The organism is Levilactobacillus namurensis, assembly GCF_032197885.1.
In the GTDB taxonomy this organism is placed as follows: domain Bacteria; phylum Bacillota; class Bacilli; order Lactobacillales; family Lactobacillaceae; genus Levilactobacillus; species Levilactobacillus namurensis_A.
In genome coordinates this window covers 134,105-157,795 of the sequence record NZ_CP134159.1, presented here as the reverse complement: position 1 = coordinate 157,795, position 23,691 = coordinate 134,105, and the positions used below count along the sequence as shown (strand labels likewise).

Sequence of the window (23,691 nt, the reverse complement as noted above, 5' to 3'; positions counted from 1 at the left end):
TTAAACCCTCCGATACCGTTTCAACCCCACGACGTTCAAGATCGTAAAGACCACCGCAAACAGGACCAGAATCCAGAGGTCCCCGGCCACGGCCCCCAGGCCAACGCCACGGGTGGCCACGTCCATCAGAGCTTGTCCGCCGTAATATAGCGGGAAGATGTGGGCTAACCCTTGGATCCAAGTGGGCATCTGATCGACGGCAATCAGGCCGGAGAAGAAAATCTGTGGCACGATCAGTAGCGGGATAAACTGCATCATCTGAAACTCCGAGTTGGCAAACGTGGAGATGAAGATGCCTAACGACAGCGCCACCATGGCCAACAAGAAATTGATCAACAGGATCACCGCCACGCTGCCCAATATGTGGACCTTAAAGACCGTTAACGCGAACGCCACGGTGAGCACCGTCTGGACAATGGCGAACAGCCCGTACCCCACCAGGTAGCCCGCGATGATCTCGCCCCGCCGAATCGGCGTGGCCAACAGCCGGGTCAACGTGCCGGTGGTCCGCTCGTTCAGCAGCGAGATGCCAGAGATCAGAAAGACGAAGAAGAACACGAAGAAGCCTAACAAGATGGGCAAAAAGGTGTCAAAAAACGTCGAATCCGCACTGCCGTAGAGGTAATGACTGGTAACGGTGTAAGTCGGAGCCGTCGCGGCCGCTGACTTAGCTGGCGTACGGATGGTCTGCCCAGCCTGGGGACGCTGTTGCAACAGGGTCTTTAAAGCCTTGGTTTGCTGCTGTAGGGCCTGCCGCTGGGTCTTAGTGGCCGCCACGAGCGCTTGAACCTTGAGCTTAGTCCGTGCGCCCTGCAAGGCCTGGCGGACCAACACCGTATCACTGGGCTGACTGTTCTGATAGGTGACCGTCAACCGGCCGTCTTGCTGGCGAATGAAGGCCGCCAAGTTGTCCCGTCGAATCTGGGTCCGCGCCGTGGCCTGCGCGTCGTACGACCTGATTTGGGTGTGCGAGTTCTTCAACGCCGTCACCAGCTGGGAATCGACCCGGCTGACCCCGATGGTCGCCACGTTGCTCGCGTTATTTTGGAACAAAAAGTACATCAACGTCAGGATCAACAGGGGTGCCAAGAACATTAGTGCTAACGTCCGCTTATCCCGCACCATTTCCCGTAAGACCCGTTTAACGATCGCGATGATCCGCATCTTGCATCCGCCCCGCTTTCAAAAAGACTTGTTCGATCGTCGATACGCCATAGTCGTGCTTGAGCGTTGCCGGCGTCCCTTGAGCCAGCGCAACGCCGCCCCGAATCAGCATTAAGTCGTCACACCGCTCGGCCTCCCCCATCACGTGGGTGGTGACCAAGATGGCCTTGCCCTGGTCTCGCAACTGGTCCAACTCCGCCCAGATCTGCTGCCGCAGTTCCGGGTCGATACCCACCGTGGGTTCGTCAAGAATCAGCAGGTCCGGGTCGTGCAACAACGCAATGGCTAACGACAACCGGCGCTTCATCCCCCCGGAATACGCGGTGATTCGGCGATCCAGGTCCGCCGTGAGATTGACCACCTGCGCGGCGTGCGCAATGGCGGCCGTTAAGTGCTGGCCACGCAAGCCCAGCAACTCGCCGAAGAAGTGTAGGTTCTCGCGCGCCGTTAACCGCGTATACAGGGCGTCACTTTGCGCCATGTACCCGATCCGTTGCATGATGGCCCGGTTAGGCATGGTCGTGCCCAGTACCTGGGTGGTCCCGGCATCGACGCTTTCCATCCCCAACACGGCCTTGACTAGGGTGGTCTTCCCCGCCCCCGAAGGGCCAATCAACCCTAAGATCTTGCCGGCTGGCAATTGCAGGCTTACCCGCTTCAAGACCACGTTGGTCCCAAAGCGCTTGGCCACATCCCGGACATCGATCATCAGTGTTGCCATCGAATCACATCCTTTATGTAGTATGTGAGCGCTCACTCACTTATAAGGCCATCTTAAAGCGGGTTGACCAATTCGTCAACCCGCTTTTTCACTTCTATTCTGCTGAACTGGGGGTCTCATTCGCGACGGCGCGCAAGGCAAGCTGTTGAATCTGGGCGACTAACGCGTCATGGTCGGCGACTGGAACGTCGACCAATAAGGCATCCGCCACGGCTTGCCGGAGCTTCACGATTTCCGGGTAGATGCGCTCCCCCTTCTTGGTCAGGGACAGCTCATAGACCCGCCGATCGTTCTTCGACTGGCGCTTACGAACGTAGCCGAGGTTCACTAATTGGTTCACGGCTCGGGTCACGTTGCTGGGATTCAGATAGGTCAAGCTGATTAACTTATCCTGGGTCATCCGCGGCTGTTCGTGCAACCGCAAGATATAGTAATACATGCTGGCATTCAACCGGTAGGGTTGGAGCCGACGGTCTAACGCGATCCGCGTGTACCGGTTCGCAATCGACAGCCATTTGAGAATATCCGAATCGTTCGCAGCTGTGCCCATGAACCAAGCCCCCTCTCATCAAATTACGTGCGCAAGCATATACTAAATAGATTGAAAAGTCAACTGATTCGTTTCCAAGTAAAAAGCGCTCCAGCCTGAGACTGAAACGCTTGGAAGCCCTTAATAGGCCACGGAATTAATATTGGCTCGCTTGGTCTTGGTCGAGGTCCAGAATGGCACCTTGACCACCCCTACGACCTTATCTTTATCGACAAAGCCCCAGTAACGGCTGTCGTTGGAGACACTCCGGTGATCCCCGAGCACGAAGTACTTGCCCTTAGGAACGACCGTGACGTGCTTGCCCCAACCATTCTGCTTCCCTAAGCTGGCTAAGGTCCAGTTCCCGGTACCGGAAGTCCGCTCGGTCTCGCTGATAAAGCTTTGCTTGATCTTCTTATTATTCACGTAGAGGTACCCGTTCTTGCTGGCGACCTTGTCGCCGGGCAAACCGATGACCCGCTTGACGTAGTTCGTATGGGTCTTAGCGGACGGGTCCTCACCGTACGCGTCAAAGACGATGACGCTCAGGTGCTTGATCTTAGCGGGCTTCAACGCCACGACCTTTTCCGCGTTGTCTAGGTTCGGCTCCATGGATGGCCCATCGACCCGTACCCGAGTGAAGACAAACGCCTTAATGGCAAAGGCGATGGCTAACCCAATCAGTACGGGGACGATCCAACTCATGATTTCTTTTGTTTTTTGCATCGATGGCACTCCTTATAAAACAACGATTTAATGATTTACTTGGCGGGAAACTTTCCCGCAGTCGGCCCCCTGGGGGACGACACTCAGGTCTAGAACTGTTATTAATCTTACCATTTACCGTCCTAAAACCCTACGAATTGACCTAAAATTAATTTATTTGTGACAAATATTGGCATAACCCACCGGAGGCCCCTTGCAAATCTGGCGGATTCCAGCAATAATGAAGGACAGAGATTACTGCGACCGTGACACCCACTGGACCGCCATTCTGCTAGGCAGAGTAGCGGTCCAGTGCTTTACGGCCATTTCAATATTAAGATTATTATGAAAGGGCTGACCACTTTGAATCCATTACTTTCTCGCCGTCGGCAGATCTGGCTCACGCTGCTCTTGGGAACCGTGAGTGCCACCGGACCCCTAGCCATTGACCTGTATCTCCCGGCGCTTCCCCAGATGCGGACGCAGTTCATGACCAACGCGTCGTTAATGCAACTGAGTATCACCAGCTGCCTGGTCGGGCTGGCTCTGGGCCAACTGATTGCCGGCCCCTTCTCCGACCAGTACGGGCGCAAAAAGCCGTTGATCATTGGCTTTTTAATTTTCGGCCTGGTCTCCTTAGCCATCGCCTTTATTCACTCGATCTGGCTGCTGATCGGACTGCGCTTTGTTCAAGGCATCGCTGGTGCGACCGGCCAAGTCCTGGCGCGGGCAGTGGCTCGTGACCTGTTCTCCGGGAAAAAGCTGACCCGCTTTTACGCCATGCTGAACACGGTCAACGGGGTCTTCCCGATCATCGCCCCCATCATCGGGGGCTTCATGATCCACTACGTCGATTGGGAGGCCATCTTCGTCTTACTGGCCTTCATCGGCCTGGCCATCGCCCTAGCTGTGACCTGGGGATTGCACGAGACCCTGCCGGTCAACCAGCGTCAGGCTGGCGGCTACAAGAGCGCCTTCCTGGCCATGGGCGGACTGGTGGTCCAACCCGCTTTCTGGCCGCTGATTCTGGCGACGGGGCTGGTCTACGGGGCCCTCTTCAGCTACATCTCGGCATCGACCTTCGTCTTCCAGACCGGGTTCGGCATGCCCCCACAAACCTTCAGCCTCCTGTACGCCTTCAACGGACTGGGCATCGTGGTCGGGAGCAACCTGCCCGGCCAACTGGCCAAGCGCTTCTCGAACCGGCAACAGCTGACCGGGCTCCTGCTGGCGGCCATGGCCGTGAGTGCTGTGCTCTTGGTATCGCTCCTCTTCCCCGCCAACCTCTGGCTGGTAATTGGCCTGGTCCTCTTACTAGTCATCCTGATTGGCGCGCTCTTGACGCTGACCGTTACCGTGATCATGGACCGCGCCACCACCAATGCCGGCGGGGCCTCAGCCGTCATCGGCTTGTCCCAAAACGCCTGCGGTGGAATCGCATCGCCCCTGGCCGGGATGTCCGGTAGTTCCTACGCCGCCATGGCGACCATGCTCTTCGCCTGCAGCGCTGGGGCCTACGGGCTGATTCGGTTCCAGGGTCACCACCTCGACCATTAATTTGCTTCCGCTACGGACAACCCTAATTTAACTGGTAAATGCCTAAAAGGCGCGTGCTTCGACTGACCTGAAGCACGCGCCTTTTGCGTTGTCTTTACTTAGTACATCGTTACCAGGAAGCGAGCGTCTCAAGCTTCTAGGGTCAGCTGACCATCCATCAGTTGGTAGACGTGGTCGGCGAACTCGCGGAGGCGGAGGTCGTGGGTCACGACCACGACGGCCTTATGGTGGTCCTGGGCCAGCTGTTGAAGGATGCGCCCCACGACCTTGACCCGGTCGCTATCCAGCGCCGCCGTGGGTTCGTCCGCCAGGATAATCGCGGGATCCTGATACAGGGCCCGGGCAATCGCGACCCGCTGACTTTGTCCCCCGGACAGGTTGCCCGGGTACTGATCGACGATTGGCGCGATGCCCAGTTCGTCCAAGAGTTGACGCAGGGCCGCTGGACTCAGGTTCCCCTGCGGCTTGACCCGGTCGACTAAGGCGAACTGGTCCCGGACGGTCAGGTACGGCACCAGGTTATGGGCTTGCAGAATGAAGCCAATCTGGTGTAACCGCAGTTTATCGCGGTCCTTGGCCGCCATGCTTGCCAGGGCCTGACCGTCGACGGTCACCCGGCCATCTGTCGGCGTTTGAATGCCACCGGCGATGGTCAAAAAGGTACTCTTCCCGGAACCGGACGGGCCCAAGACTAGGCTGAGTTCACCGGGTTGGGTCGCGAAGTTGACATCGCTTAGGACCTGGACGCGACTCGTTCCCTGGCCAAAAAATTTATTGACGTGTTGTAACGCTAATGCGGGCATCTGCTTATCCTCCAATCACGGTCACGGGATCGACTTTCAAAATCAGTTTCACTGGAATCAACGCACCCAAGATCCCGGTCAAGAGGATGCCGCCAGTGACTCCCGCCAAGAGTGGCAGGTTAAAGCTAATCGGCACCCCTAGCGGCAAGATCCGCATAGTGGCCACCGTCAACAGGGCCCCCAGAACTAAGCCGCCAACGACCAGGATGAAGGCCTGACTCAGTGTCGTGCTGACCAAAAACTTCGACGGAATCCCCTGGGCGCGCAAGACGGCGTAGTTGGGCAGCTTCTGCATGGTCAGGATATACAAGAAGACGGCGATCACCACTACCGCGATAATCATTAGGAAGCCAATCATGAAGGTAAACGTGGTGTTCTGGGCGGAATAGCCCGGTAACTTGTTGATGAAGGCCTGGGTACTGTAGGTCTTCAACGGACTCGGTACCATTTGGTGGACCCGCTGAGAAACTACGGCACTGGCCTTAAAGGCGGGAGTGACCCCGCGCAAGGTCCGCCATGCGCCCAACGTCCCGTAGACCACCGGGGCCACGCTCAACTTGGCGTTTTTGGTGAAGCCCACGATGGTGTACTTGCCATCCACGGAATTTAGGGTCACGCGGTCACCCAGCTTGTAGCCCTGTTGCTGAAAGGCGGTGTCCGCGACGATTTGGCGATTGTTACGGGCTTTATGCCCCGCCGTCAACGTCAGGTTGCGGGAGATAAACTGTTGGGGTTGTAGGCCTAAGAATTGGGCGGACAGGTTGGGGCGTTGGCTGGCTTTAGCCACGATTCCCGCCTGTCCCAGATACGCTTGCGAACGCTTCAGGGTCATTTTATCCGCGGTATCGGCGGTAATCAGCGACTGGGACAGGCTGACGTTGGCGTCCTTATCCAAGGCCACGCTCTGCGCCTGCCAAGAATCGATGGCCTGCGTGTTTTGTTGCGCTAGCCCATAAGCCAGGCCACTTAAGACATAGACTAAGTAACTGATCAGGAGAATCATCCCGATAATCAAGCCATACCGGAGCTTCTCGTGACGAATTTCTTTTAAAGCTAAAAACATCTGTTTCCCTCCTTAGGTCTAGTCCGCTAACGCCCGTAATGCGGTCTGGAACCGCGCTAGACTGGCCGTTCGACTATCCGGGCGTAACATAATTTCTTTAATCGTGGCGTGGCTCAGGACCATGGCCGCCCAGACGGGAGCCGTCATGGTCGCCGGAATGGCGGGCGCCACGGGCAACAGGCCCTCGTTGGTTTGAAAATGGCGTTGGATCAACGCGTAATAGGGGCTGGCAGTCGCCTGGTCCACGAAGTCGCGGACCGCCGCGTAGGTGGCAGTCACATCGAGGTCGGCACGGCCTGGTGAATCTGGTCGAGGGCCAAGCCGTACAGGTACTGATACGCGTCGGTCAAGTCGGCGAAGTACTTATAGAAGGCCCCGCGCGCAATATCGGCCTGCTTGACGATGCGGGCGACTTGCGCTGTGGCTAACGAGTGCGCTGAAAATTCTGTGAGGAGCGCCGCCGTGATGCGGTCGCGTTTGGGTGCGGTTAAATGGTCAAAGGTTGCGGTTGGCATTGAAACGCCTCCTGAAAATGGTTAGTGACACCGTGTCACTTTTAGGTGATGAATTGAGAATAGCACGTTGGTGACACCGTGTCAACTTTAGCCGTTCCAGTACCGAAGATTGTTAAATTATTGTCTAAAATCATAAATTTCTTGTGTGATTGCGGCGGGGGTGCGTCACTAGTCCGGCCGTATGGTACGCTTAATTCACTAACGTTTTCGGGGAGGAACCACCATGTTGACCACTATCGCAACGGGTATCGTGGCTTACGCATCGACCAGTATTGATTGCTTGATTTTACTGACCATCTTATTCGGAATCCATGGCAACTCAGCCAACCGCGCCATCTACCTGGGTGATTGTCTGGGAACCACGGTACTGCTTCTGATCAGCGGCCTTTGTGCGTATCCGTTACGCAGTCTGCCCCAAACCACGATTATGGGTGTCCTGGGCATCTTTCCGATTCTCATCGGGCTAAAAACGGCGTTCACCGCACCCTCAGCTCAGGATTCCTCTCAACTGACTAAGTCTCGTCACCGCCTCTCCTGGACCATCGCGACGTTAATCATTTCGACCGGCGCCGACAACATCAGCGTTTACGTCCCCTTACTGACCCAGGCTCTATCCTGGCAGATTGTGGTCTTGATCATCACCCTGTTTGCCATGCTGACGGTCTTCTATTGGGCGGCCAAGTGTCTGGCCCAGTTGTCCTACCGCCACTGGTTACAGCGCAACGGCCACTATGTCACGGCAGTCTTGTACCTGTTCATCGGGTGCTCACTGCTGTTTCGCGCCTACGCCCCTTAATGTTTCATGTGAAACAAAAAACGCCCGGATTCGGTCAGCACACACTGACCGAATCCGGGCGTTCATTTTGCGTTAATCTTGCTTAGTCATCAAGGGATACCGCCGGGTGACCCGGCTCGTCAGGTAGACGCCTACCGATAACCCCAGCAGGAGCAATAACGTGGTCCCGCCAAAGAAATCCAGCTTCTGTAACCAGGAATACCCGATGACCCCGACGAGCCACCACGCGAAGTTCCAACCCACGGCTAACCGTTGCTTGAGCCCGAAAACGCTGACCGCCAAAATGGCGAATAACGGGGAGAAGACCGCGCCAATCGCGTACAAGAAGTTCTGGTAGAAGGTCATCGAGACCCCTAACGCGATGGCTAGCCCCACCACCGTGACGCCGACACCCCACAGGTTCACGTGCCCCCGGTGCACCAAGTTGTTCAAGTTGGTGGCCGCCGAAAAAGCGTCCATGAAGGTAGTGGTCACGGTTGAGAACACGATCACCAGCAGGGCCAGAATCCCGATCTTCGACTGGGCTAAGACGGCCGTGAAGTCCGCCTGACCCGTTAAGATCACGGTGAATAAGCCAATCGCGAACATCGCGACGCTCCCCAGGAAATACCCGCTCACGCTGACCAGGCTAGCCCGCCAGGGTTGCGTGGTCTTACGGGTGTAGTCCCCAATTAAGGGTAACCAGGATAGGGCCATGGTGACGTTCAATTCAACGGCACTCCCAAAGCTTAACGCCGCACCATGACTGGGATGGACGTGCCCGGTCGCCAAGATGGCGCCCATCATGACCAGCATCCCCACGGCCAGGAGAATCACGACCAGGTTATTCACCCGAAACAACCAGTCGTGGTCTAGGAGTAGCCAGACAATAATCAAGGCCGCCACGATGCTGGCCATTAAGACGGCCGAGTGGAACCCCAGCAAGTGCTGGGAAATACCGTTCATCGCGAGCTGGGCATTGACGATCATCACAGCGGTCCAACCTAATAATTGCAACGCGTTCAAGAGGGAAAAGAGCCGGACGCCCCAGGGACCAAAGACCGTCTGGGTCACCCCAATCGCCGACTGGTGTTGCTGAGCGGATAAGTAAGCCGCCGGCAACAGAAAGAGGCCACAACCGATCAAGTGCCCCACCAGAATCGCCGCCAATCCCCGTTGCCATCCTAGTGGGGCCATCAGGGTACCGGTCACGATCTCGGCAATCGAGATTGCCGCGCCAAGCCAAAGTAAAAAGAGGCCATGTAACTGTGTCTTCATCCAAAAAACTCCTTTGATTTACAAAAACGACTCCCGCTGGGTCGAGTCCGCGCGAAAGTCGTTTTAATCGAACACTTTCCTTCGCAAGTCCTAACTTAACAGGTTCAAAGGGATCGAACGATCGTTCATCTCAGCCCAATTGGGGCACCCCTAGTGTTTTCGTATTTAGATTTACTTCCATGGTACCGTTATCACTGCTAGAACTCAAGTTAATCCGAGTAATCCCAAGTGAGGGGCGGCGTGGATTCGGCTAAGAAACGGGTATACTGCTCTTGCGGCTGGTCGGTAGCCAGTGGCTGACCATCCACCCGATTCTGGGCGACGTACGCCGCAATCTGGGAGAGCGCCATCCCACTGAGCCGTAACCGCTTGATCCGACTGAGCCACTGCAACGCACTGGCGTCTAAGGTGCCTTGGGCCGTGGCCGTAATCAATCCCTGTTGCTGGTAGACCTGCACCGCCGCCGGTGTGAGTCCCACCAATTCTGCTGCCTGCTGAACTGTGTAGTCTGTCATGCTGAAAGCCCCCCGAACCACATCCTGTTAGGTACGCGTTTGTTCTTAATTATTAATAATAGTTTTTAATAATCAAATTTAATTATTAACTAAGATTTGTGATTTTCACAAGAACATATTTCTAAGATACCTGCTCTTGTGCCCCAGCACAACCCTCTTTACACAAGTCATGCAGAACCTTTACATTCCGGGGGTTAGCGCCCTCTTTTTATTACTATTTTGATAATCAAGCTCAAAAAAGAGCCGGCATCAAACCGACTCTCTTGTGATTAATGATTAAGTTCATCAGGACCCGCAATCTTAAAGCTAAAGCTGTGACCCGTCTCGGCCGAAATATGGTATTCCGGCTCAACATCAGCGCCCCAACTATCAATCCCACCGACGCCCCGCACGGCGCCATAGATGGTCAGGACCGTCCGACGGGCAGGCGGTAATTCTTCTTGGTGAGTTGCATTTTCCAGTTCCGCCGCCGTGTACGGCAGGCAGCTGAACGCAAACGGTTCATCAGCTTGTTGAACCGTCAACGAAAAGGCCTGCTGGTCCGGGTCGGCGTTGTTCAACGTGGTCTGCCGGGTGACCGTCACTTGCTGCGTCTGCATGTGCATCCCGTTTTCTTGCGGCACCAGGTACGGCGTCACGGGCAAGCCGTCAACCGTGTAAGTGCCCGGAATGCCCCCAGCCATCCGATCGGGGTAGGTCTCTCCGGACAAGCCCTGGTAACTGAAGCCGCTGGCCATGGTGGGCGCAATCAACTGGAACCCTAACGCCGGTAGCTCGGGCAAGCCCGGTTGACCCGTATAGTTTTCCTGAATCGTGAGTTGACCCGTTGCATCCACCGTGTAGACCACTTCAACCATGGTCGCCGGAACCGTCGTGGTGGTGTAAGTGAAGGTCAGGCTGACCGTATCCGCCGTCTCGTGGTCGCTATAGCGGTTGTTTTCGGGCGCAACGGGGAGTGTGATGACCCGCCCGTTGACCGCCACTTCGATATCGGTGCAGGGACTGAAGAGGTCCGCCCCCAGCCACATCGCGGCATGCGCCGAGAAGTGGTTCCCCCGGTCGTTATCCGTGGTGGCGCGCCAAAACGCCGGCTTGGGGGTCCGGTACAACCACTCTTTACCGTACTGTTGTAAGGATTCTAGGCCACCCCGGTCATAGTTGAAGATGTAGTGGAAGTGCTCGCCCACTAATCCCAGGGTCGTGTCGCCGTAAATGACGTGTAGCTTAGTCGTCGTAGTTGCCATAATAGTGGCTCACCTCCTGAAGTGCTGGTTTCGGGGTCCGGTCCGCAAACAACAGACCGTCACCGGAGAATTCGTAGTCGGCTGGCCGGTCGTCAAAGTCTCCACCATACCGCAAAACATCGCGGCCCGTGACTTCATCTTTGACCAACAGGGCCTGGTCGATATAGTCCCAGATGAAGCCACCCTGGTACATCGGGAACTCGTCCAGCAAGTCCATGTAACTTTGCATGCCGCCCAAAGAGTTCCCCATATCGTGCATGTATTCGCAGTTGATGAACGGCTTTTGCGGATCATGTTGCAGGTAGTCGCGAATGGCTTTAGGAGGATCGTACATCATGCTTTCCATGTCGGAAATGCGGTCGGCGTAGTCCCGGTTACGGCAGACGCCTTCATAGTGGGTCAACCGCGTGTCATCGTGGTCTTTGTAGAACTGGTTCATCGCGGCGATATTGTCCCCCGCGTAGGACTCGTTCCCCAGAGACCAGAACAGGATGGCCGGGTGATTCTTGAACGTCTGGTAGTTACTGCGGGCCCGGTCCAGAACCACGGCACGCCATTCTGGTAAGGAACCCGGTACGTTATACGAGGGTTCAACGGCACCGCGCTTCTGCCAAGTTCCGTGTGATTCCAAGTTATTTTCGGCCATCATATAGATTCCCGCTTGGTCGCAGAGGTCGTACCACACGTCTTGATCCGAGTAATGACAGGTCCGAACCGCGTTGATGTGGGCCTGCTTAAAAATACTGAGGTCGCGGTGCATGTCCGCTAGTGAAACGTTGCGGCCCGTCCGCGCATCCCATTCGTGCCGGTTAACGCCGTTTAAGATTAGACGCTGACCGTTCAGCAGCATGACCTTGTCCTTCAATTCGAGGCGCCGGAAGCCGACCACGTAAGGGACGACTTCGATCACGTTGCCCTGCGCATCCAGCAATTCCAGTGTTAGCTGGTAGAGGTACGGGTCGTGGTGTTGCCAGAGGTGGACGGTTGGCACGGTCAAATGGGTAAAGCTGACCGTGTCATCCGCCGAACTTGTCCGCTCCAATAGCCGTGCCCCCCGAGCATCGCGTAAGGTCAGGTGAACTTGGGCACCGTCAAACGTATCGGCCGCTAACTGCGCCGTGACGTTTAGGTCCCCCGTCTTCAGGTCATCTTGAACGTTGGCGCGGATGGTCAGGTCATTGACGTGTAACTTCGGCTGGGCCAACAGGCGCACGCTGCGGAAGATTCCCGAGAACCGGAACATGTCTTGGTCCTCTAAGAACGACGCCGTGCACCGTTTGAAGACCTCCACCGCAATCAAGTTATCGCCTGGCTGCAGGTAGGGAGTCAGGTCAAATTCGGAACGGGTAAAGCTATCCTCGGCATACCCCACAAAGTGCCCGTTCAACCATAGGTAGAGGGCTTCTTCGACCCCGTCGAACTGCACGATGACCCGCTGGCCTTGCAGCCCTGGGTTCAGGGTAAAGTGCTTGGCGTAGGCGCCGACCGTGTTATCGGGGGCCTCACTGAACATCCCCGGTTTCCCGGTCCGGTCACCTAACGTGTAGGCCGGCCGCCGATAATGACTGCCTTCCCACGGATAAGCCGTGTTAATGTATTGAATCTGACCGTACCCGGCCAATTCGATATGGCCCGGCACCTGAATCGTGTCGAAGCTGCGTCGGTCAAAGTCCGGCCGATAAAAGCCTTGTGGGCGTTCTTGCGGATTGGGCGCAAAGGCGAACTGCCAAGTTCCGTCCAGCGACTGCTCCAGCTGATTGGTCCCTTGGTCCGCATCGGTCACCGTTGCGTAGTAATGGTGGTCACTATGCGCTGGTAATTGGTTGACCCGAAACGTCTCCGGATCGTCCAGCCACTTCAATTCTGCTTGCAACACCAAAACCTCCCTTTCGGATTCTAAGTTTAAAACGCTTACATTATTGCTTAGGGTCATTGTACTACACCTGTGACCTTAGTTACGAGTTTTACTGAAATTTAGGCAAAAATTTATTCATAGTAAAACTTAAATTTAATATCTTGCGGGTGATTCCCAAAGTCCTTCCCAAAAATCGTCAGCCCCCCAGGATGATCCGCAGTCTTTTCCACCTTAAACGTCAAATTCCAATATTCCGATTGACGAATAAAGTTCTTAACGGTGACTTCCGAAATTTTATCACCGTTCATAAAGGTCCCCTGTTGCGTAATCTCTAACGTTTTTAATAACCCATACTGATTCATATTATTGGTCCACCACGATGGATTCAATTTTCCGCGACGGTATTCAAATTGGTCGCCTTCTGGGCTGGATTACTCTTCCACGTTCTCGCCTTATTTATTTACCTGTACAAGGTTAAGATTTCTGAAAAGAAGCACGCCGAAATCGTGGACCAATTACAGCAACAAATCACTTCAGAAAAACAAGATTAACTACTAGCTTTAACTTTTAAAAATCGTCTCTAGGGCCCGCAAATGCGGGACTCAAGAGACGATTTTCTGTTGTTTCACGTGAAACACTCACCCATTCACTTCACTCGCAGTGCATCATTAATGCGGATGGGCATGTCGGGCAAGTGACAATTACCTTCGACCGCTGCTTCCGTACCGGCTTCACAAGCCGCTTCAAAGTAACGCACTTTGTAATCAATCTTGCGCCGGTAAGTCTGTAGCTGGGCAATCTGTGCATCTACCCGGTCGCGGTGAGCCTTGAACAACGCCAAACGTTGCTCCAACGACTGATCACCCTGTTGTGCCACCTCAACGACGTGCCGAATATCTTTCAGCGCCATCCCCGTATCCTTCAAGCAAGTAATCAATTCAATCATCTCTAAATCATGTTCCGTGAACCGGCGCCGTCCCGCCGCAGTCCGCTGCACAAACGGCATTAAGCCTTCGTGATCATAGTAGCGCAACGTATAGGCACTAAGGCCCGTCTTATCAGCCACCTGACCGATTGAGTAAGTCATTCGTTAACTCCCTTTCATTTTCCAATTTCCTTAGCATAGCGTAGCGCCATGTAAAAGGCAAAACTTAGCCACCATGTGCGAGAAAATCACCCTAGCATTTAGCTTGTAATTCCCAATTAAAGGCGTAAACTTGCTCAATAGAAAACGGTTCCACATATCTAATATAGGAGGAATTTCCCATGGATTTTAACGGAAAAGTTGTTATCGTTACCGGTGCCGCCCAAGGGATGGGCGCCAGCCACGCCAAAGCCTTTATTGATCACGGGGCCACGGTGGTTCTCACCGACGTCAACGCCACGGAAGGCCAAGCCACGGCGGATAAGCTCGGTGACCACGCGCACTTCATGTCCCACGACGTGACTAGTGAAGCCGACTGGCACCAGGTCATTGACCAGACTGTCAGCCAGTTCGGTCACCTAGATGTTCTGGTCAACAACGCCGGCATCACCTATTCCAAGTCCCTCTTCGACGTTAGCACAGACGACTACCTCAAGATTTTCAAGATCAACCAGCTCAGCGTCTTCTTGGGAACTAAATTCGCCGCCGCAGCCATGAAAGCCCAACACCATGGCAGCATTGTTAACGTCTCCTCCATCAACGGTCTAGTCGGGGGCGCCGTGGGATACACGGACACCAAGTTCGCCGTCCGCGGGTTCAGTAAAGCCGCCGCACTAGAACTGGCGCACTACGGCATCCGGGTCAACTCCGTTCATCCGGGAGTCATTGATACGCCAATGATCCACCAAGGAGACACCGACGAAGCCGTTAAACAGTTCGCCAAGATGATTCCGCTCCAGCGGGTAGCGCAACCCGAAGAAATCTCTAAGGCCGTTCTGTTCCTGGCCTCTGACGACTCCAGTTACGCGACTGGCGCCGAATTCGTCTTCGACGGCGGCTTGACCGCCCAATAGTCTCACCAAGTGGGACATCGAATCCGTTAACGCACCCCTTCGATGGCGTCTGGTCACGCTAGACGTAACCAGTTGCGTTACACCACTCCCCCAAACGCGTCTTGTAGCTTCACAAAATCGTACAGCCAAGTTCCCCTATTAACCACTGATAGGGGAACTTTTTTATCCTGAAAATTCATGAAAATCAATTTTGTTAGGTCAAATCATTTTCAAACGGGTCGGGGCAAAAAAACTTTTTAACGTTCAGGTTTTACGTTTTACGTTCCCGTTTACCGGAATTTATCTAAATATAAAATATTTAATAACGAAATTTATAGTCGTTTTGGATTGCAAAAGTTCGGGACTCTGCTAGAATGAAAAAGAATCAAACGCAGCTAAATTACATATCTGAGGAGTGAGATACATGCATTTGCGAGGTAAGGCTAAACGATTTGCCGTACTCGGATTAGCCCTCTTAGTATTGCCCATCACTTTGTTCGGTTGTGGTAAGGCCACCAGTTCAACCAGTTCATCTTCTGCGGGATACACCCCTAAGAAGCTGACCGTTGAATTCGTCCCTTCATCCAACGCCGGAACGATTGAGGCCAAAGCTAAGCCACTGGAAGGTCTGTTGAAGAAGCAATTAGGCATTCCTGTCACCGTTAGTGTTTCCACGGACTACAACACGATTGTCGAAGCCATGGGGTCCAAGAAAGTCGATGTCGGCTTCCTGCCACCTGACGCTTACGTCCTCGCGCACAAGCAATACCACGACAAGGCGATTCTGCAAGCCGAACGTTACGGGGTCAAGGAACCGAACGACCAAGCCACTAAGCAATTGGTCAACTACTACCGTTCCCAGATTCTGGTTCGTAAGGACAGCGGCATCAAGTCGATCAAGGATCTGAAGGGCAAGAAGATTGCCGTTCAAGACACCACGTCGACTGCCGGCTGGATCTTCCCAGCTGTTGAATTGCTGGAACACGGCATCAACGTCAACAAAGACGGGATCAAGACGGTCCAAGTCAAGGGTCATGACCAAGGGGTGCTCTCCGTATACAACAAGAACACGGACGCCGCTTTCGTCTTCCAAGGTGCTCGGAACCTGGTCAAGAAAGATGTGCCAAACATCATGAGTCAAGTGGTCCCAATCTACACCACGGGTAAGATTCCAAACGATACCATCACGGTTCGGGGCGACATGACCGCTAAATGGCAAAAGAAGGTTGCTGAAGCCTTCAAGGCCATCGCGAAGACCAAGAAGGGTCACGCCATCATTTCCAGCGTGTACTCTCACGAAGGTTACGCCGACTCCAAAGACAGCAACTTTAACATCATTCGTGATTACGATAAGAAAGCGGAAGCACTCAATAAGTAGTACGTGCTAACGTCAAGAAAGAGTAGCAAGGGACGTTGATGACGTACCTTGCTGCTTTTTTACGAGGGGGAAATTTAGATGCAAGCAACAGCGACTCAATCCGATCCAATCATTTCATTTCGTCACGTCAACAAGATTTACAGTAACGGGACCGTCGGCTTAAAGGATATCAACTTCGATATCCCCCGCGGCCAGTTCTTAGTGGTCGTTGGTCTGTCTGGAGCCGGGAAAAGCACCCTCCTACGTACCATCAACCGCATGCACGAGATCTCGTCCGGTGAGGTGCTGGTCGATAACGAATCCGTCAGCGACTATAAAGGCAAGGCCTTACGCCAACTGCGGCGGAAGATCGGCATGATTTTCCAAAATTTCAACTTAGTGAAGCGCTCCACGGTTGAAAAGAACGTTTTGTCCGGCCTGGTGGGATACTACCCGACCTGGAAGTGCATCCTGGGGCTCTTTAGCGCCGATGACCGCAAGCGGGCCTTCCAAGCACTGAAGCGGGTCAGCCTGACCAACAAGCTCTTCACCCGGGCCGACGAACTCTCCGGTGGGCAACAGCAACGGGTCGCCATCGCGCGGGCCCTAATGCAAGAGCCTAAGATTATCCTGGCCGATGAACCCATCGCGTCACTGGATCCCCGGACCACTAAAGCCGTGATGGATACGCTCCAACGGCTGAACCGCGAAGACGGCATCACCGTCATCGTCAACCTGCACTCCGTTGAATTAGCCCAACAGTACGCCGACCGCATCGTGGGGCTGCGAGCCGGTGAATTGGTCTACGACGAAGACATTGCTGATGTCACGACTGCGGCCCTCGACCGCGTCTACCAGACAGATTCGGAGGCGTAACCATGTCCTATCCAGAGATGCCACAACGTCCTTGGCGCCAACGGTACCATGTCCAGGCCATTGCCTGGGTCGTTGGCCTGATCATTCTCCTGGTCCTTTCATCTTGGGCGACCGGCGCCAACTTTGGGATGTTCCTGGCTAACATCGACCAGTTCACCGTTTTATTAGTGCAAATGTCCCATCCAGCCTGGGATTACCTTTCCGTGATCATTCAACCCCTTTATGAGACCATTCAGATGGCCATTCTGGGAACCACGATTGGGGCGGCCTTCGCCGTGCCCTTTTCCGTCTTAGCCGCCCACAACCTGGTCAGCAACAAGTACCTGCGTGGCCTGATTCGGTTGGTATTGGACCTGGTCCGGACGCTCCCCGACCTCTTATTAGCCGCCATCTTCGTGGCCGTCTTCGGGATTGGTTCTACGGCCGGGGGCGTCACCCTGGCCATCTTCTCCTTTGGGATGGTCTCCAAGCTCTTCTATGAAGTCATCGAGACCATCGACATGGGCCCACTGGAAGCCATGAAGTCCGTGGGAGCCAGCAAGGTGACCATCATCTGGTACGCCGTTTTGCCGCAGATCTTGAACCAATTCGTCAGCTACTTCCTATACACCCTGGAAATCAACGTCCGGGCCTCAACGGTCTTGGGGTACCTGGGAGCCGGCGGGATCGGGGTCTACCTCCAACGGTCCCTCGACCAATTCAACTACAGCGCCACTGCGGTGATCATCTTAGCGACCTTGGTCGTGGTCATGGTCATTGACGGCATCAGCAATCACCTAAGGAGGGTCCTACTCTAATGCAAACCACGTTATCTCACGAATTTGCGCCCCGGTCACTCTGGCAACGCTGGCGGTGGCTGATCTGGGTCGCCATCATCATCGCCATCTATACTTGGGCCATTACCGGCCTGCACTTCACCGGACTCCAGGAATCGGCCAAGACCGTTTCCGAGTCCATCGGTAAAGGGTTAGTCCATCCCGATTGGGCCTACGTCTATAACGGTAGCGGCGAAGACCTTTCCAGTCTGACGCTACAGACCCTAGCCATTGCCTTTCTGGGGACCATCGTGTCCGCCTTCATCAGCGTGCCCTTCGCCTTTTGGGCGGCCCGCACCCTGCACGAACGCTGGCACCTCCGCTCCGGCAGCGGCAAAGTCATGCTGACGCTGATTCGGACGTTTCCCGAAATCGTCTTAGCCATCATGTTCATCAAAGCCGTCGGACCCGGTTCCTACGCCGGGGTCTTGGCCATCAGTATCCACTCGATTGGGATGCTGGGGAAGCTCTTCAGTGAATCACTCGAGAATATGGACCGGGGCGCCGAAGAAGCCATCACCAGTGCCGGGGGTAACCGGACGCAGATCTTCGCGCTGGCTACCATCCCCACCATCATGCCAGAATTCATCTCCTACACCCTGTACCGGTTTGAAATCGCCGTACGGTCCGCCTCCATCTTGGGGATGGTCGGCGCCGGGGGGATTGGGACACCCATGATTTTTGCCATTCAAACGCGTAACTGGCCCCGAGTCGGCATCATCCTGCTAGGCATCATCGTGATGGTCCTTTTGATTGACACCCTCTCGGAACAACTACGAAAGAAGTTGATTTAATGCGTCACCTCAAGATCCTTTCCACTAGTGACGTTCACGGGTTCCTCTACCCCACCAACTACAGTCAGCGTGACGACCACCGGCCGTATGGTTGGTTACGGGCCGCGACGTTGATTCGCCAGATTCAAGCTCAGGCGGGACCCGATGACATCGTCTTGACCATCGAGAACGGTGACTGGATCGAGGGCTCATCCTTCGACAGTTACCTGGCCACGGCCGTGCCTGAACAGGCGGAAATTCTCTCGAAGATTCCCCAAGCGCTTAACTACGACTTGGGTGTGCTGGGAAACCACGAATTCAACTATGGTCTGGACTATTTACGCAATTGCCTAGCTGAACGCAACTATCCCGTACTGGGCGCTAACATCGACGGGGGCCACGCCCAAGGCATCATCGACGCCCCCTACCAGATCTTTAAGAAAAAGGGCGTAAAAATCGCCGTTCTGGGGCTGACCACCGCCTACGTTCCGGTCTGGGAACCCGCCAGCCACTTGACCGGCCTGACCTTCCAGTCCGCCCTGGCGACCGCGCAACACTGGGTACCCAAGCTCAAGCAACGTGCCGACCTGGTTGTGGTGGCTTACCACGGGGGCTTTGAAGCCGACCTTACCACCGGTCAGCCCACCGAACAGATTACGGGGGAAAACGAAGGGTACCAATTACTCACCCAAGTCCCCGGCATTGACGCGCTGATCACCGGCCACCAACACCGCTTGATTGCCGGGGTCTACCACGAGATTCCCGTGACCCAACCGGGCGACAAGGCCGTTGCTGTGGGCGAAATCGAGCTCGACTTAGACGGCGACAACCAGGTCGTCGGTCACCGCGCCACCCTGTTGAGCACCGCGAAAGTCGTCCCCGACGCAACGCTAAGTGCCCAGCTGCAACCGTTGCAGGACCAAACGCAAGATTGGCTGGACACTCCCGTGGGCCACATTGGGGGCGCCAGTCTCCAAGTGACCGACCACCTTGCTGCACGCCTGCACGGCCACCCCTACCTGAACTTCATCAACCAAGTTGAAGCCGCGGCCGGCCAGGTCGACATCGCCGCGACCGCCCTCTTCAACGATGACGTACAGGGATTCGGCACCACCGTGACCCGGCGCCAAGTCCTCAACAGTTACCCTTATCCCAACACCTTGGTGGTGGAGCGGGTCACCGGCGCCGACCTCAAAGCGGCGCTAGAACGGTGCGCCAGTTTCTTCACGCTTCAAGACGGTCAGATCACCGTTAGTGATACCTTCACGACGCCCAAGCTCGCGCTGTACAATTACGACATTTACGCTGGCATCGACTACACGTTCGACCTGACCCAGCCAGTCGGTCAGCGGTTACGGGCACTTAGCTATCACGGTCAACCGGTCGCCGACGACCAGAAACTCGACATCGTCATGAACCAGTACCGGGGAAACGGTGGGGGCGAGTACCCCATGTTCCGGGCCAGCAAGATCATCCGTGAGATCAACGTCTCCGTTGCCCAGCTGATTCAAGACTACTTGACGGCCCACCCCAACGTCACTGGGGAACAACCGCATAACTTAACGATTCTGCATTAACGGATGCCCAAAAACGCGACGACCAATTAGCTGGTCGTCGCGTTTTTTCGAGACGTTCATTTAGATTAAGATTCCCGTTTCGCCGCTTGTTGTAGATGGCCGATTTCTTTTAACCCGGCATTCATCAGCACGAAGACCACGATCCAGGCCAGAACAATCAGTACCAGCAGCTTGAAGTACGGTCCAATCAGACCAATGTCCCAGTCCCAGGCCGCGTGGAACAAGATGGCCAACAGGAAGAAGACCAAGAAGCGGGTGTCGAGTAATTGGCTGACCTGAAACGGCTTGGTCCGCTTGACCACCATGATGGCCCCGCCGGCGATGGCCGCCCAGACCAGGTGCCCCCCAATCGCGGACCAGCCCCGGATAATCGCCACGTCGACCAACTGACCACCAGCCCGGTAGATGTACCCGGCCGTTTCAAACGCCGCGAAGCCAGCGCCTACAGCGGCACCAATCAGCAACCCGTCGAGGATATGCAGGACGTTCAAGCGACTGATGAAGTAACTGGTAATCAGGAGTTTCCCCAGTTCTTCGACGATGCCAATCGACAGCGAATCACCCAGCGTTAGCATGCCCGTCAGTTGACTGGTCTGGCTGAAACTAACGAATTCGTACAGAAACAGCGTGACAATCAGGGATAAGATGCCGCCGATGAAGAAGATTTTCACGACTTCAAACAGGCTCACGTCCTTAAACGCATTGGCTTCAAAGAAGAAGACCAGCCCCGAGAAAGGCACGGCGAACGCCCCAACTAAAATCAGGCCGGGAATCGCGTTTGGGTTCCGCAACCCCACCAACATGTACAGCAGGGCGACAAAGGCAATCAGGAAGCCTAACAGAATCCGGGAGAACAGCCACGGCTTGGCCCAGTCCCCGGAAATCTGGTCGAGGGTCGGTGTGGTGGTCTCCGTTCCCGCGATAAAGATTGACTCCGCTTCCGACTTGGAATGGTGCCGCAAGACTTGAGAGAACATGGCCGCGAGGTTAACCTTAACGGCACCATCCTCTCCGGTATAGTGATTCAAGCGCGACGTGGCATTATCGTACAGGGATTCGCGGTGCTGTCGAGGCGGAACCTGGGCGCCCGGTTGTGATTGGGCACTCGCGCTCTGATTGCTGGCCGTTCCCGTCGGTTCTCCGGTTGCATTCGCTGCCGTCCCGGTCGACGACGTGGCCTGTTGGGCCGCCGGTAACGCGTGCCCACAGGCGGGACAGAACTTGGCCGTGGGGGCCACCGGATGACCACAATTTGGACAATACTTCATAAAAAATCAGACTCCTTTACCGTTTTAAAAACGGTTATCTGGAATAATGGCATATCTTGATTATAGCAGGAAACCATTTCTAGGAACGATTAAAGCTTTATCAATTCAACCCCCTAAATCACGAGATGTTTCCAAAATTCCGCCAAGCATCCCCCCATCATCTAAAAAATTTTACGCCGCATCCTCCCATTTTCTTCTATATAGGCCCCCGCTTTCCCGCATTTGCAGGTTAAATTTTCTGGTTGACACCCCCTGATAGCGGGGGTACACTAGCCTCAATTCAAGAATCGTCCGAAACAAACCATTGAAGTGGAGATTAAGCTTATCGTGCCCGTCCAGAGAGCCGCCGTTGCTGAGAGTGCGGCCGAACGCAGGTAAGTAAATGGACCACCGAGGGCTTCCCCGAACCAATTGCAGTACGGGAAGACGTGCGACATACGTCAGTTGTCAGGGAGATGTTAGTCTCCTGTGAGGTGGGGCGCGGGGTCTTTTTGAGGGACCCGGACCCAATTAAGGTGGTACCGCGGTTAATTTGACCGTCCTTAACGCATTGGCTGTTAAGGGCGGTTTTTGTTTACACTCAACCGAGGGGGAATTTTTTATGTTCACACGATGGCAAAGCTCAGATTTGTACGCAAACCCAGACAAAACTATCTTTGGAGGCTACATTTATGAGCATATTCAATCGCAAAACCACCACTATCGCAATCTGCGGCATCGTCTTAATCGGCGGCGCCTTCGCCATTAAGGCCCACTCAGCGGAAACGCCTAAAGCTGCGGCCCAACGCATCAACCTGTACCAGTCCTCACCCATCACCAGTCTCGACACCGCGCGCATCACCGACAGCGTCTCCAGCGGGCAACTCGAACAAGCCGGTGAAGGCCTCTACCGGTTGAACGCCGACAGTCAGGCCGTCAACGCCCTGGCCAAGAAGACCACCGTTTCACCAGACGGCAAGCACTACACCATCGACCTGAAGACCACTGGCAAGTGGAGCAACGGCGATCCCGTGACCGCCCAGAACTTCGTCTACTCCTGGAGACGGACCCTGGACCCCAAGTCCAAGTCTGAATTCACCTACCAGTTCGCGAACATCCAAAACGCCAACGCCATCGCGGCGGGGAAACTAGCACCGTCGAAATTGGGCGTCCAAGCGACTGGCAAGTACCAACTCAAGATCACGTTAGCCAAGCCCGCCAGTTACTTCAAGCAGATGCTGGCCAGCACCACCTACTACCCGTTGGATCCTAAGGCGGTCCACAAATACGGCCGTAAGTACGGGACTTCCGCCGACACCACCGTCTATAACGGGCCGTACACGGTCAGCGGCTGGAACGGGACCAACGACACTTGGACGTTGAAGAAGAACCCGACTTACCGGGATAAACACGCCATTAAGCTGACCGCCATCAACTACCAAGTCATCAAGTTCCCCTCGACCTCGTACAACCTTTACCAATCCCACAAGCTCGCGCAAGTGACGCTGAGCGGTGAACAGGCCCATCAAAACCAGACCAACAAGGCCTTAAAGACCTTGGCGTCCGGCCGAATCGGCTTCATTCAATACAACCAGAAGAACCCGCTGACCGCGAACCGGGAGTTGCGCACGGCCCTCTCACTAGCCGTCAACCGGCAACAGTTGGTGACTAAGGTCCTGCAAAATGGCTCCCGGCCTGCCGCAACGTTTGCCGTTCGGAACATGGCCAAGAATCCCAAAACCGGCGCTGATTTCACTCAAGACGCCACGGTCGCCAATACCGCCAGCTATCAACCCGCCAAGGCTAAGGCCCACTTCCAGACCGCACTGAAACAACTGCACCGGTCACAGATCAAGTTGACGCTGACCTGCGGAGACGACGACGCCACCCAGCAGATTGCGGAATACCTGCAAACCACTTTAATGAAGCAACTGCCGAACTTGACCATCAGCATCAAGGCCGTTCCGTTCCCATCCATGTTGAGTGCCGTTTCCAAGGGCAACTTTGAAGCCAACCTGACCAGCTGGAGCATGGACTTCGCCGACCCAATCAACTCCCTAGAGATTCTGGAATCGACCAACAATTCCAACATGGGCCACTACCGCAGTACGACCTACGACAACGCTCTAAAGGCGGCCGAAGGTGCGGACGCCCTGAAGCCGGCGCAACGCTACCAGGACCTGGTCAAGGCTGCCAAAACGGCCATGACCGATCAGGCTGTCACGCCACTCTACGACGCCCGCACCAGCATCTTAGCTGACCCCAACGTCAAGGGCGTGGTCTACAACAAGTTCAACGGGCAAGCGGATTACCGCACGGCTTACGTTGACTAATTTCTACTATAG

25 protein-coding genes and 1 riboswitch are annotated in these 23,691 nt (G+C 55.1%); of the genes, 10 read left to right on the top strand and 15 right to left on the bottom strand.

Features of this window, described 5'->3' with window-relative positions; genetic code table 11:
* The 4 genes from RIN67_RS00705 to lepB form a co-directional block, all read right to left on the bottom strand.
* On the bottom strand, positions 1-1,164 hold the full coding sequence (locus RIN67_RS00705; protein WP_264999573.1) for an ABC transporter permease: 1,164 nt from the start codon (positions 1,162-1,164) through the stop codon (positions 1-3).
* On the bottom strand, positions 1,142-1,885 hold the full coding sequence (locus RIN67_RS00700; RefSeq protein WP_264999572.1) for an ABC transporter ATP-binding protein: 744 nt from the start codon (positions 1,883-1,885) through the stop codon (positions 1,142-1,144). The genes RIN67_RS00705 and RIN67_RS00700 overlap by 23 nt, the downstream gene beginning before the upstream one ends.
* A gap of 94 nt (positions 1,886-1,979) precedes the next feature.
* Positions 1,980-2,435 carry a MarR family winged helix-turn-helix transcriptional regulator gene (locus RIN67_RS00695; RefSeq protein ID WP_024748028.1) on the bottom strand — a complete coding sequence of 152 codons (456 nt, stop codon included), beginning with the start codon at positions 2,433-2,435 and terminating at the stop codon, positions 1,980-1,982.
* A gap of 120 nt (positions 2,436-2,555) precedes the next feature.
* A complete protein-coding gene (gene lepB / locus RIN67_RS00690) occupies positions 2,556-3,140 on the bottom strand; it encodes a signal peptidase I (RefSeq protein WP_264999571.1) in 585 nt (194 codons plus the stop codon).
* 342 nt (positions 3,141-3,482) lie between these two features.
* On the opposite strand from lepB, the gene RIN67_RS00685 reads away from it, so the two are divergent.
* Entirely contained in the window at positions 3,483-4,676 is a 1,194-nt protein-coding gene (locus RIN67_RS00685) for a multidrug effflux MFS transporter (RefSeq protein WP_264999570.1), read from the top strand.
* A gap of 128 nt (positions 4,677-4,804) precedes the next feature.
* Here the strand turns inward: RIN67_RS00685 and RIN67_RS00680 are convergent, their stop codons facing one another.
* The 4 genes from RIN67_RS00680 to RIN67_RS00665 are packed head-to-tail and all read right to left on the bottom strand — an operon-like array spanning position 4,805 to position 7,057.
* Entirely contained in the window at positions 4,805-5,479 is a 675-nt protein-coding gene (locus tag RIN67_RS00680; RefSeq protein WP_264999569.1) for an ABC transporter ATP-binding protein, read from the bottom strand.
* Between the two features lie 4 nt (positions 5,480-5,483).
* A complete protein-coding gene (locus tag RIN67_RS00675; RefSeq protein WP_313826102.1) occupies positions 5,484-6,542 on the bottom strand; it encodes an ABC transporter permease in 1,059 nt (352 codons plus the stop codon).
* 18 nt (positions 6,543-6,560) lie between these two features.
* The gene (locus RIN67_RS00670) at positions 6,561-6,821 is read right to left on the bottom strand and encodes a hypothetical protein (RefSeq protein WP_313826103.1); all 261 of its coding nucleotides are present in this window, start codon (positions 6,819-6,821) and stop codon (positions 6,561-6,563) included.
* Positions 6,818-7,057: a TetR/AcrR family transcriptional regulator gene (locus RIN67_RS00665; RefSeq protein WP_313826104.1), complete on the bottom strand. Its 240-nt coding sequence runs from the start codon at positions 7,055-7,057 to the stop codon at positions 6,818-6,820. The genes RIN67_RS00670 and RIN67_RS00665 overlap by 4 nt, the downstream gene beginning before the upstream one ends.
* Before the next feature lie 223 nt (positions 7,058-7,280).
* Here RIN67_RS00665 and RIN67_RS00660 point away from each other — a divergent pair, with 223 nt between their 5' ends.
* Positions 7,281-7,853, top strand: coding sequence for a cadmium resistance transporter (locus RIN67_RS00660; protein WP_264999566.1), 573 nt, complete (start codon positions 7,281-7,283; stop codon positions 7,851-7,853).
* A gap of 72 nt (positions 7,854-7,925) precedes the next feature.
* Here the strand turns inward: RIN67_RS00660 and cytX are convergent, their stop codons facing one another.
* From cytX to RIN67_RS00635, 5 genes are all read right to left on the bottom strand, one after another.
* The gene (gene cytX / locus RIN67_RS00655) at positions 7,926-9,110 is read right to left on the bottom strand and encodes a putative hydroxymethylpyrimidine transporter CytX (protein WP_313826105.1); all 1,185 of its coding nucleotides are present in this window, start codon (positions 9,108-9,110) and stop codon (positions 7,926-7,928) included.
* 59 nt (positions 9,111-9,169) lie between these two features.
* A riboswitch (TPP riboswitch) is annotated at positions 9,170-9,272 on the bottom strand.
* Between the two features lie 47 nt (positions 9,273-9,319).
* On the bottom strand, positions 9,320-9,625 hold the full coding sequence (locus RIN67_RS00650) for a helix-turn-helix domain-containing protein (protein ID WP_264999564.1): 306 nt from the start codon (positions 9,623-9,625) through the stop codon (positions 9,320-9,322).
* 269 nt (positions 9,626-9,894) lie between these two features.
* Positions 9,895-10,869: a beta-galactosidase small subunit gene (locus RIN67_RS00645; protein ID WP_264999563.1), complete on the bottom strand. Its 975-nt coding sequence runs from the start codon at positions 10,867-10,869 to the stop codon at positions 9,895-9,897.
* Complete coding sequence (locus tag RIN67_RS00640) at positions 10,850-12,742, bottom strand: glycoside hydrolase family 2 TIM barrel-domain containing protein (protein ID WP_264999562.1); 1,893 nt, start codon at positions 12,740-12,742, stop codon at positions 10,850-10,852. The genes RIN67_RS00645 and RIN67_RS00640 overlap by 20 nt, the downstream gene beginning before the upstream one ends.
* A gap of 113 nt (positions 12,743-12,855) precedes the next feature.
* Complete coding sequence (locus tag RIN67_RS00635; RefSeq protein ID WP_024748039.1) at positions 12,856-13,086, bottom strand: hypothetical protein; 231 nt, start codon at positions 13,084-13,086, stop codon at positions 12,856-12,858.
* Positions 13,087-13,134: 48 nt separating this feature from the next.
* On the opposite strand from RIN67_RS00635, the gene RIN67_RS00630 reads away from it, so the two are divergent.
* Positions 13,135-13,275, top strand: a complete 141-nt coding sequence (locus RIN67_RS00630; RefSeq protein WP_158422985.1) for a hypothetical protein — start codon at positions 13,135-13,137, stop codon at positions 13,273-13,275.
* A 95-nt stretch (positions 13,276-13,370) separates the two neighbouring features.
* Here the strand turns inward: RIN67_RS00630 and RIN67_RS00625 are convergent, their stop codons facing one another.
* Positions 13,371-13,811: a MerR family transcriptional regulator gene (locus RIN67_RS00625; protein WP_264999561.1), complete on the bottom strand. Its 441-nt coding sequence runs from the start codon at positions 13,809-13,811 to the stop codon at positions 13,371-13,373.
* A 179-nt stretch (positions 13,812-13,990) separates the two neighbouring features.
* Between RIN67_RS00625 and RIN67_RS00620 the strand changes: the two genes are divergently transcribed.
* The 6 genes from RIN67_RS00620 (at position 13,991) to RIN67_RS00595 (ending at position 20,099) form a co-directional block, all read left to right on the top strand.
* Positions 13,991-14,722: a glucose 1-dehydrogenase gene (locus tag RIN67_RS00620; protein WP_024748041.1), complete on the top strand. Its 732-nt coding sequence runs from the start codon at positions 13,991-13,993 to the stop codon at positions 14,720-14,722.
* Between the two features lie 403 nt (positions 14,723-15,125).
* A complete protein-coding gene (locus tag RIN67_RS00615) occupies positions 15,126-16,079 on the top strand; it encodes a phosphate/phosphite/phosphonate ABC transporter substrate-binding protein (protein ID WP_056944086.1) in 954 nt (317 codons plus the stop codon).
* A gap of 78 nt (positions 16,080-16,157) precedes the next feature.
* Positions 16,158-16,934 carry a phosphonate ABC transporter ATP-binding protein gene (phnC, locus tag RIN67_RS00610; RefSeq protein ID WP_264999560.1) on the top strand — a complete coding sequence of 259 codons (777 nt, stop codon included), beginning with the start codon at positions 16,158-16,160 and terminating at the stop codon, positions 16,932-16,934.
* Positions 16,935-16,936: 2 nt separating this feature from the next.
* Positions 16,937-17,731 carry a phosphonate ABC transporter, permease protein PhnE gene (phnE, locus tag RIN67_RS00605; RefSeq protein ID WP_264999559.1) on the top strand — a complete coding sequence of 265 codons (795 nt, stop codon included), beginning with the start codon at positions 16,937-16,939 and terminating at the stop codon, positions 17,729-17,731.
* The gene (gene phnE, locus RIN67_RS00600; RefSeq protein ID WP_056944085.1) at positions 17,731-18,543 is read left to right on the top strand and encodes a phosphonate ABC transporter, permease protein PhnE; all 813 of its coding nucleotides are present in this window, start codon (positions 17,731-17,733) and stop codon (positions 18,541-18,543) included. The genes phnE (RIN67_RS00605) and phnE (RIN67_RS00600) overlap by 1 nt, the downstream gene beginning before the upstream one ends.
* Positions 18,543-20,099, top strand: a complete 1,557-nt coding sequence (locus RIN67_RS00595) for a bifunctional metallophosphatase/5'-nucleotidase (protein ID WP_264999558.1) — start codon at positions 18,543-18,545, stop codon at positions 20,097-20,099. The genes phnE (RIN67_RS00600) and RIN67_RS00595 overlap by 1 nt, the downstream gene beginning before the upstream one ends.
* Before the next feature lie 65 nt (positions 20,100-20,164).
* On the opposite strand, the gene RIN67_RS00590 is transcribed toward RIN67_RS00595, so the two are convergent.
* Positions 20,165-21,367 (bottom strand): PrsW family glutamic-type intramembrane protease, encoded by a 1,203-nt coding sequence (locus RIN67_RS00590; RefSeq protein ID WP_264999557.1) that lies wholly within the window; start codon positions 21,365-21,367, stop codon positions 20,165-20,167.
* Between the two features lie 671 nt (positions 21,368-22,038).
* On the opposite strand from RIN67_RS00590, the gene RIN67_RS00585 reads away from it, so the two are divergent.
* Complete coding sequence (locus tag RIN67_RS00585; protein ID WP_313826106.1) at positions 22,039-23,679, top strand: peptide ABC transporter substrate-binding protein; 1,641 nt, start codon at positions 22,039-22,041, stop codon at positions 23,677-23,679.
* Positions 23,680-23,691 lie beyond the last annotated feature (12 nt).

Coding starts and splice junctions, on each gene's coding strand:
- RIN67_RS00705 (WP_264999573.1), bottom strand. CDS start 1,164: ATGCGGATCATCGCGATCGTTAAACGGGTCTTACGGGAAATGGTGCGG.
- RIN67_RS00700 (WP_264999572.1), bottom strand. CDS start 1,885: ATGGCAACACTGATGATCGATGTCCGGGATGTGGCCAAGCGCTTTGGG.
- RIN67_RS00695 (WP_024748028.1), bottom strand. CDS start 2,435: ATGGGCACAGCTGCGAACGATTCGGATATTCTCAAATGGCTGTCGATT.
- lepB (WP_264999571.1), bottom strand. CDS start 3,140: ATGCAAAAAACAAAAGAAATCATGAGTTGGATCGTCCCCGTACTGATT.
- RIN67_RS00680 (WP_264999569.1), bottom strand. CDS start 5,479: ATGCCCGCATTAGCGTTACAACACGTCAATAAATTTTTTGGCCAGGGA.
- RIN67_RS00675 (WP_313826102.1), bottom strand. CDS start 6,542: ATGTTTTTAGCTTTAAAAGAAATTCGTCACGAGAAGCTCCGGTATGGC.
- RIN67_RS00665 (WP_313826104.1), bottom strand. CDS start 7,057: ATGCCAACCGCAACCTTTGACCATTTAACCGCACCCAAACGCGACCGC.
- RIN67_RS00660 (WP_264999566.1), top strand. CDS start 7,281: ATGTTGACCACTATCGCAACGGGTATCGTGGCTTACGCATCGACCAGT.
- cytX (WP_313826105.1), bottom strand. CDS start 9,110: ATGAAGACACAGTTACATGGCCTCTTTTTACTTTGGCTTGGCGCGGCA.
- RIN67_RS00650 (WP_264999564.1), bottom strand. CDS start 9,625: ATGACAGACTACACAGTTCAGCAGGCAGCAGAATTGGTGGGACTCACA.
- RIN67_RS00645 (WP_264999563.1), bottom strand. CDS start 10,869: ATGGCAACTACGACGACTAAGCTACACGTCATTTACGGCGACACGACC.
- RIN67_RS00635 (WP_024748039.1), bottom strand. CDS start 13,086: ATGAATCAGTATGGGTTATTAAAAACGTTAGAGATTACGCAACAGGGG.
- RIN67_RS00625 (WP_264999561.1), bottom strand. CDS start 13,811: ATGACTTACTCAATCGGTCAGGTGGCTGATAAGACGGGCCTTAGTGCC.
- RIN67_RS00620 (WP_024748041.1), top strand. CDS start 13,991: ATGGATTTTAACGGAAAAGTTGTTATCGTTACCGGTGCCGCCCAAGGG.
- RIN67_RS00615 (WP_056944086.1), top strand. CDS start 15,126: ATGCATTTGCGAGGTAAGGCTAAACGATTTGCCGTACTCGGATTAGCC.
- phnC (WP_264999560.1), top strand. CDS start 16,158: ATGCAAGCAACAGCGACTCAATCCGATCCAATCATTTCATTTCGTCAC.
- phnE (WP_264999559.1), top strand. CDS start 16,937: ATGTCCTATCCAGAGATGCCACAACGTCCTTGGCGCCAACGGTACCAT.
- phnE (WP_056944085.1), top strand. CDS start 17,731: ATGCAAACCACGTTATCTCACGAATTTGCGCCCCGGTCACTCTGGCAA.
- RIN67_RS00595 (WP_264999558.1), top strand. CDS start 18,543: ATGCGTCACCTCAAGATCCTTTCCACTAGTGACGTTCACGGGTTCCTC.
- RIN67_RS00590 (WP_264999557.1), bottom strand. CDS start 21,367: ATGAAGTATTGTCCAAATTGTGGTCATCCGGTGGCCCCCACGGCCAAG.
- RIN67_RS00585 (WP_313826106.1), top strand. CDS start 22,039: ATGAGCATATTCAATCGCAAAACCACCACTATCGCAATCTGCGGCATC.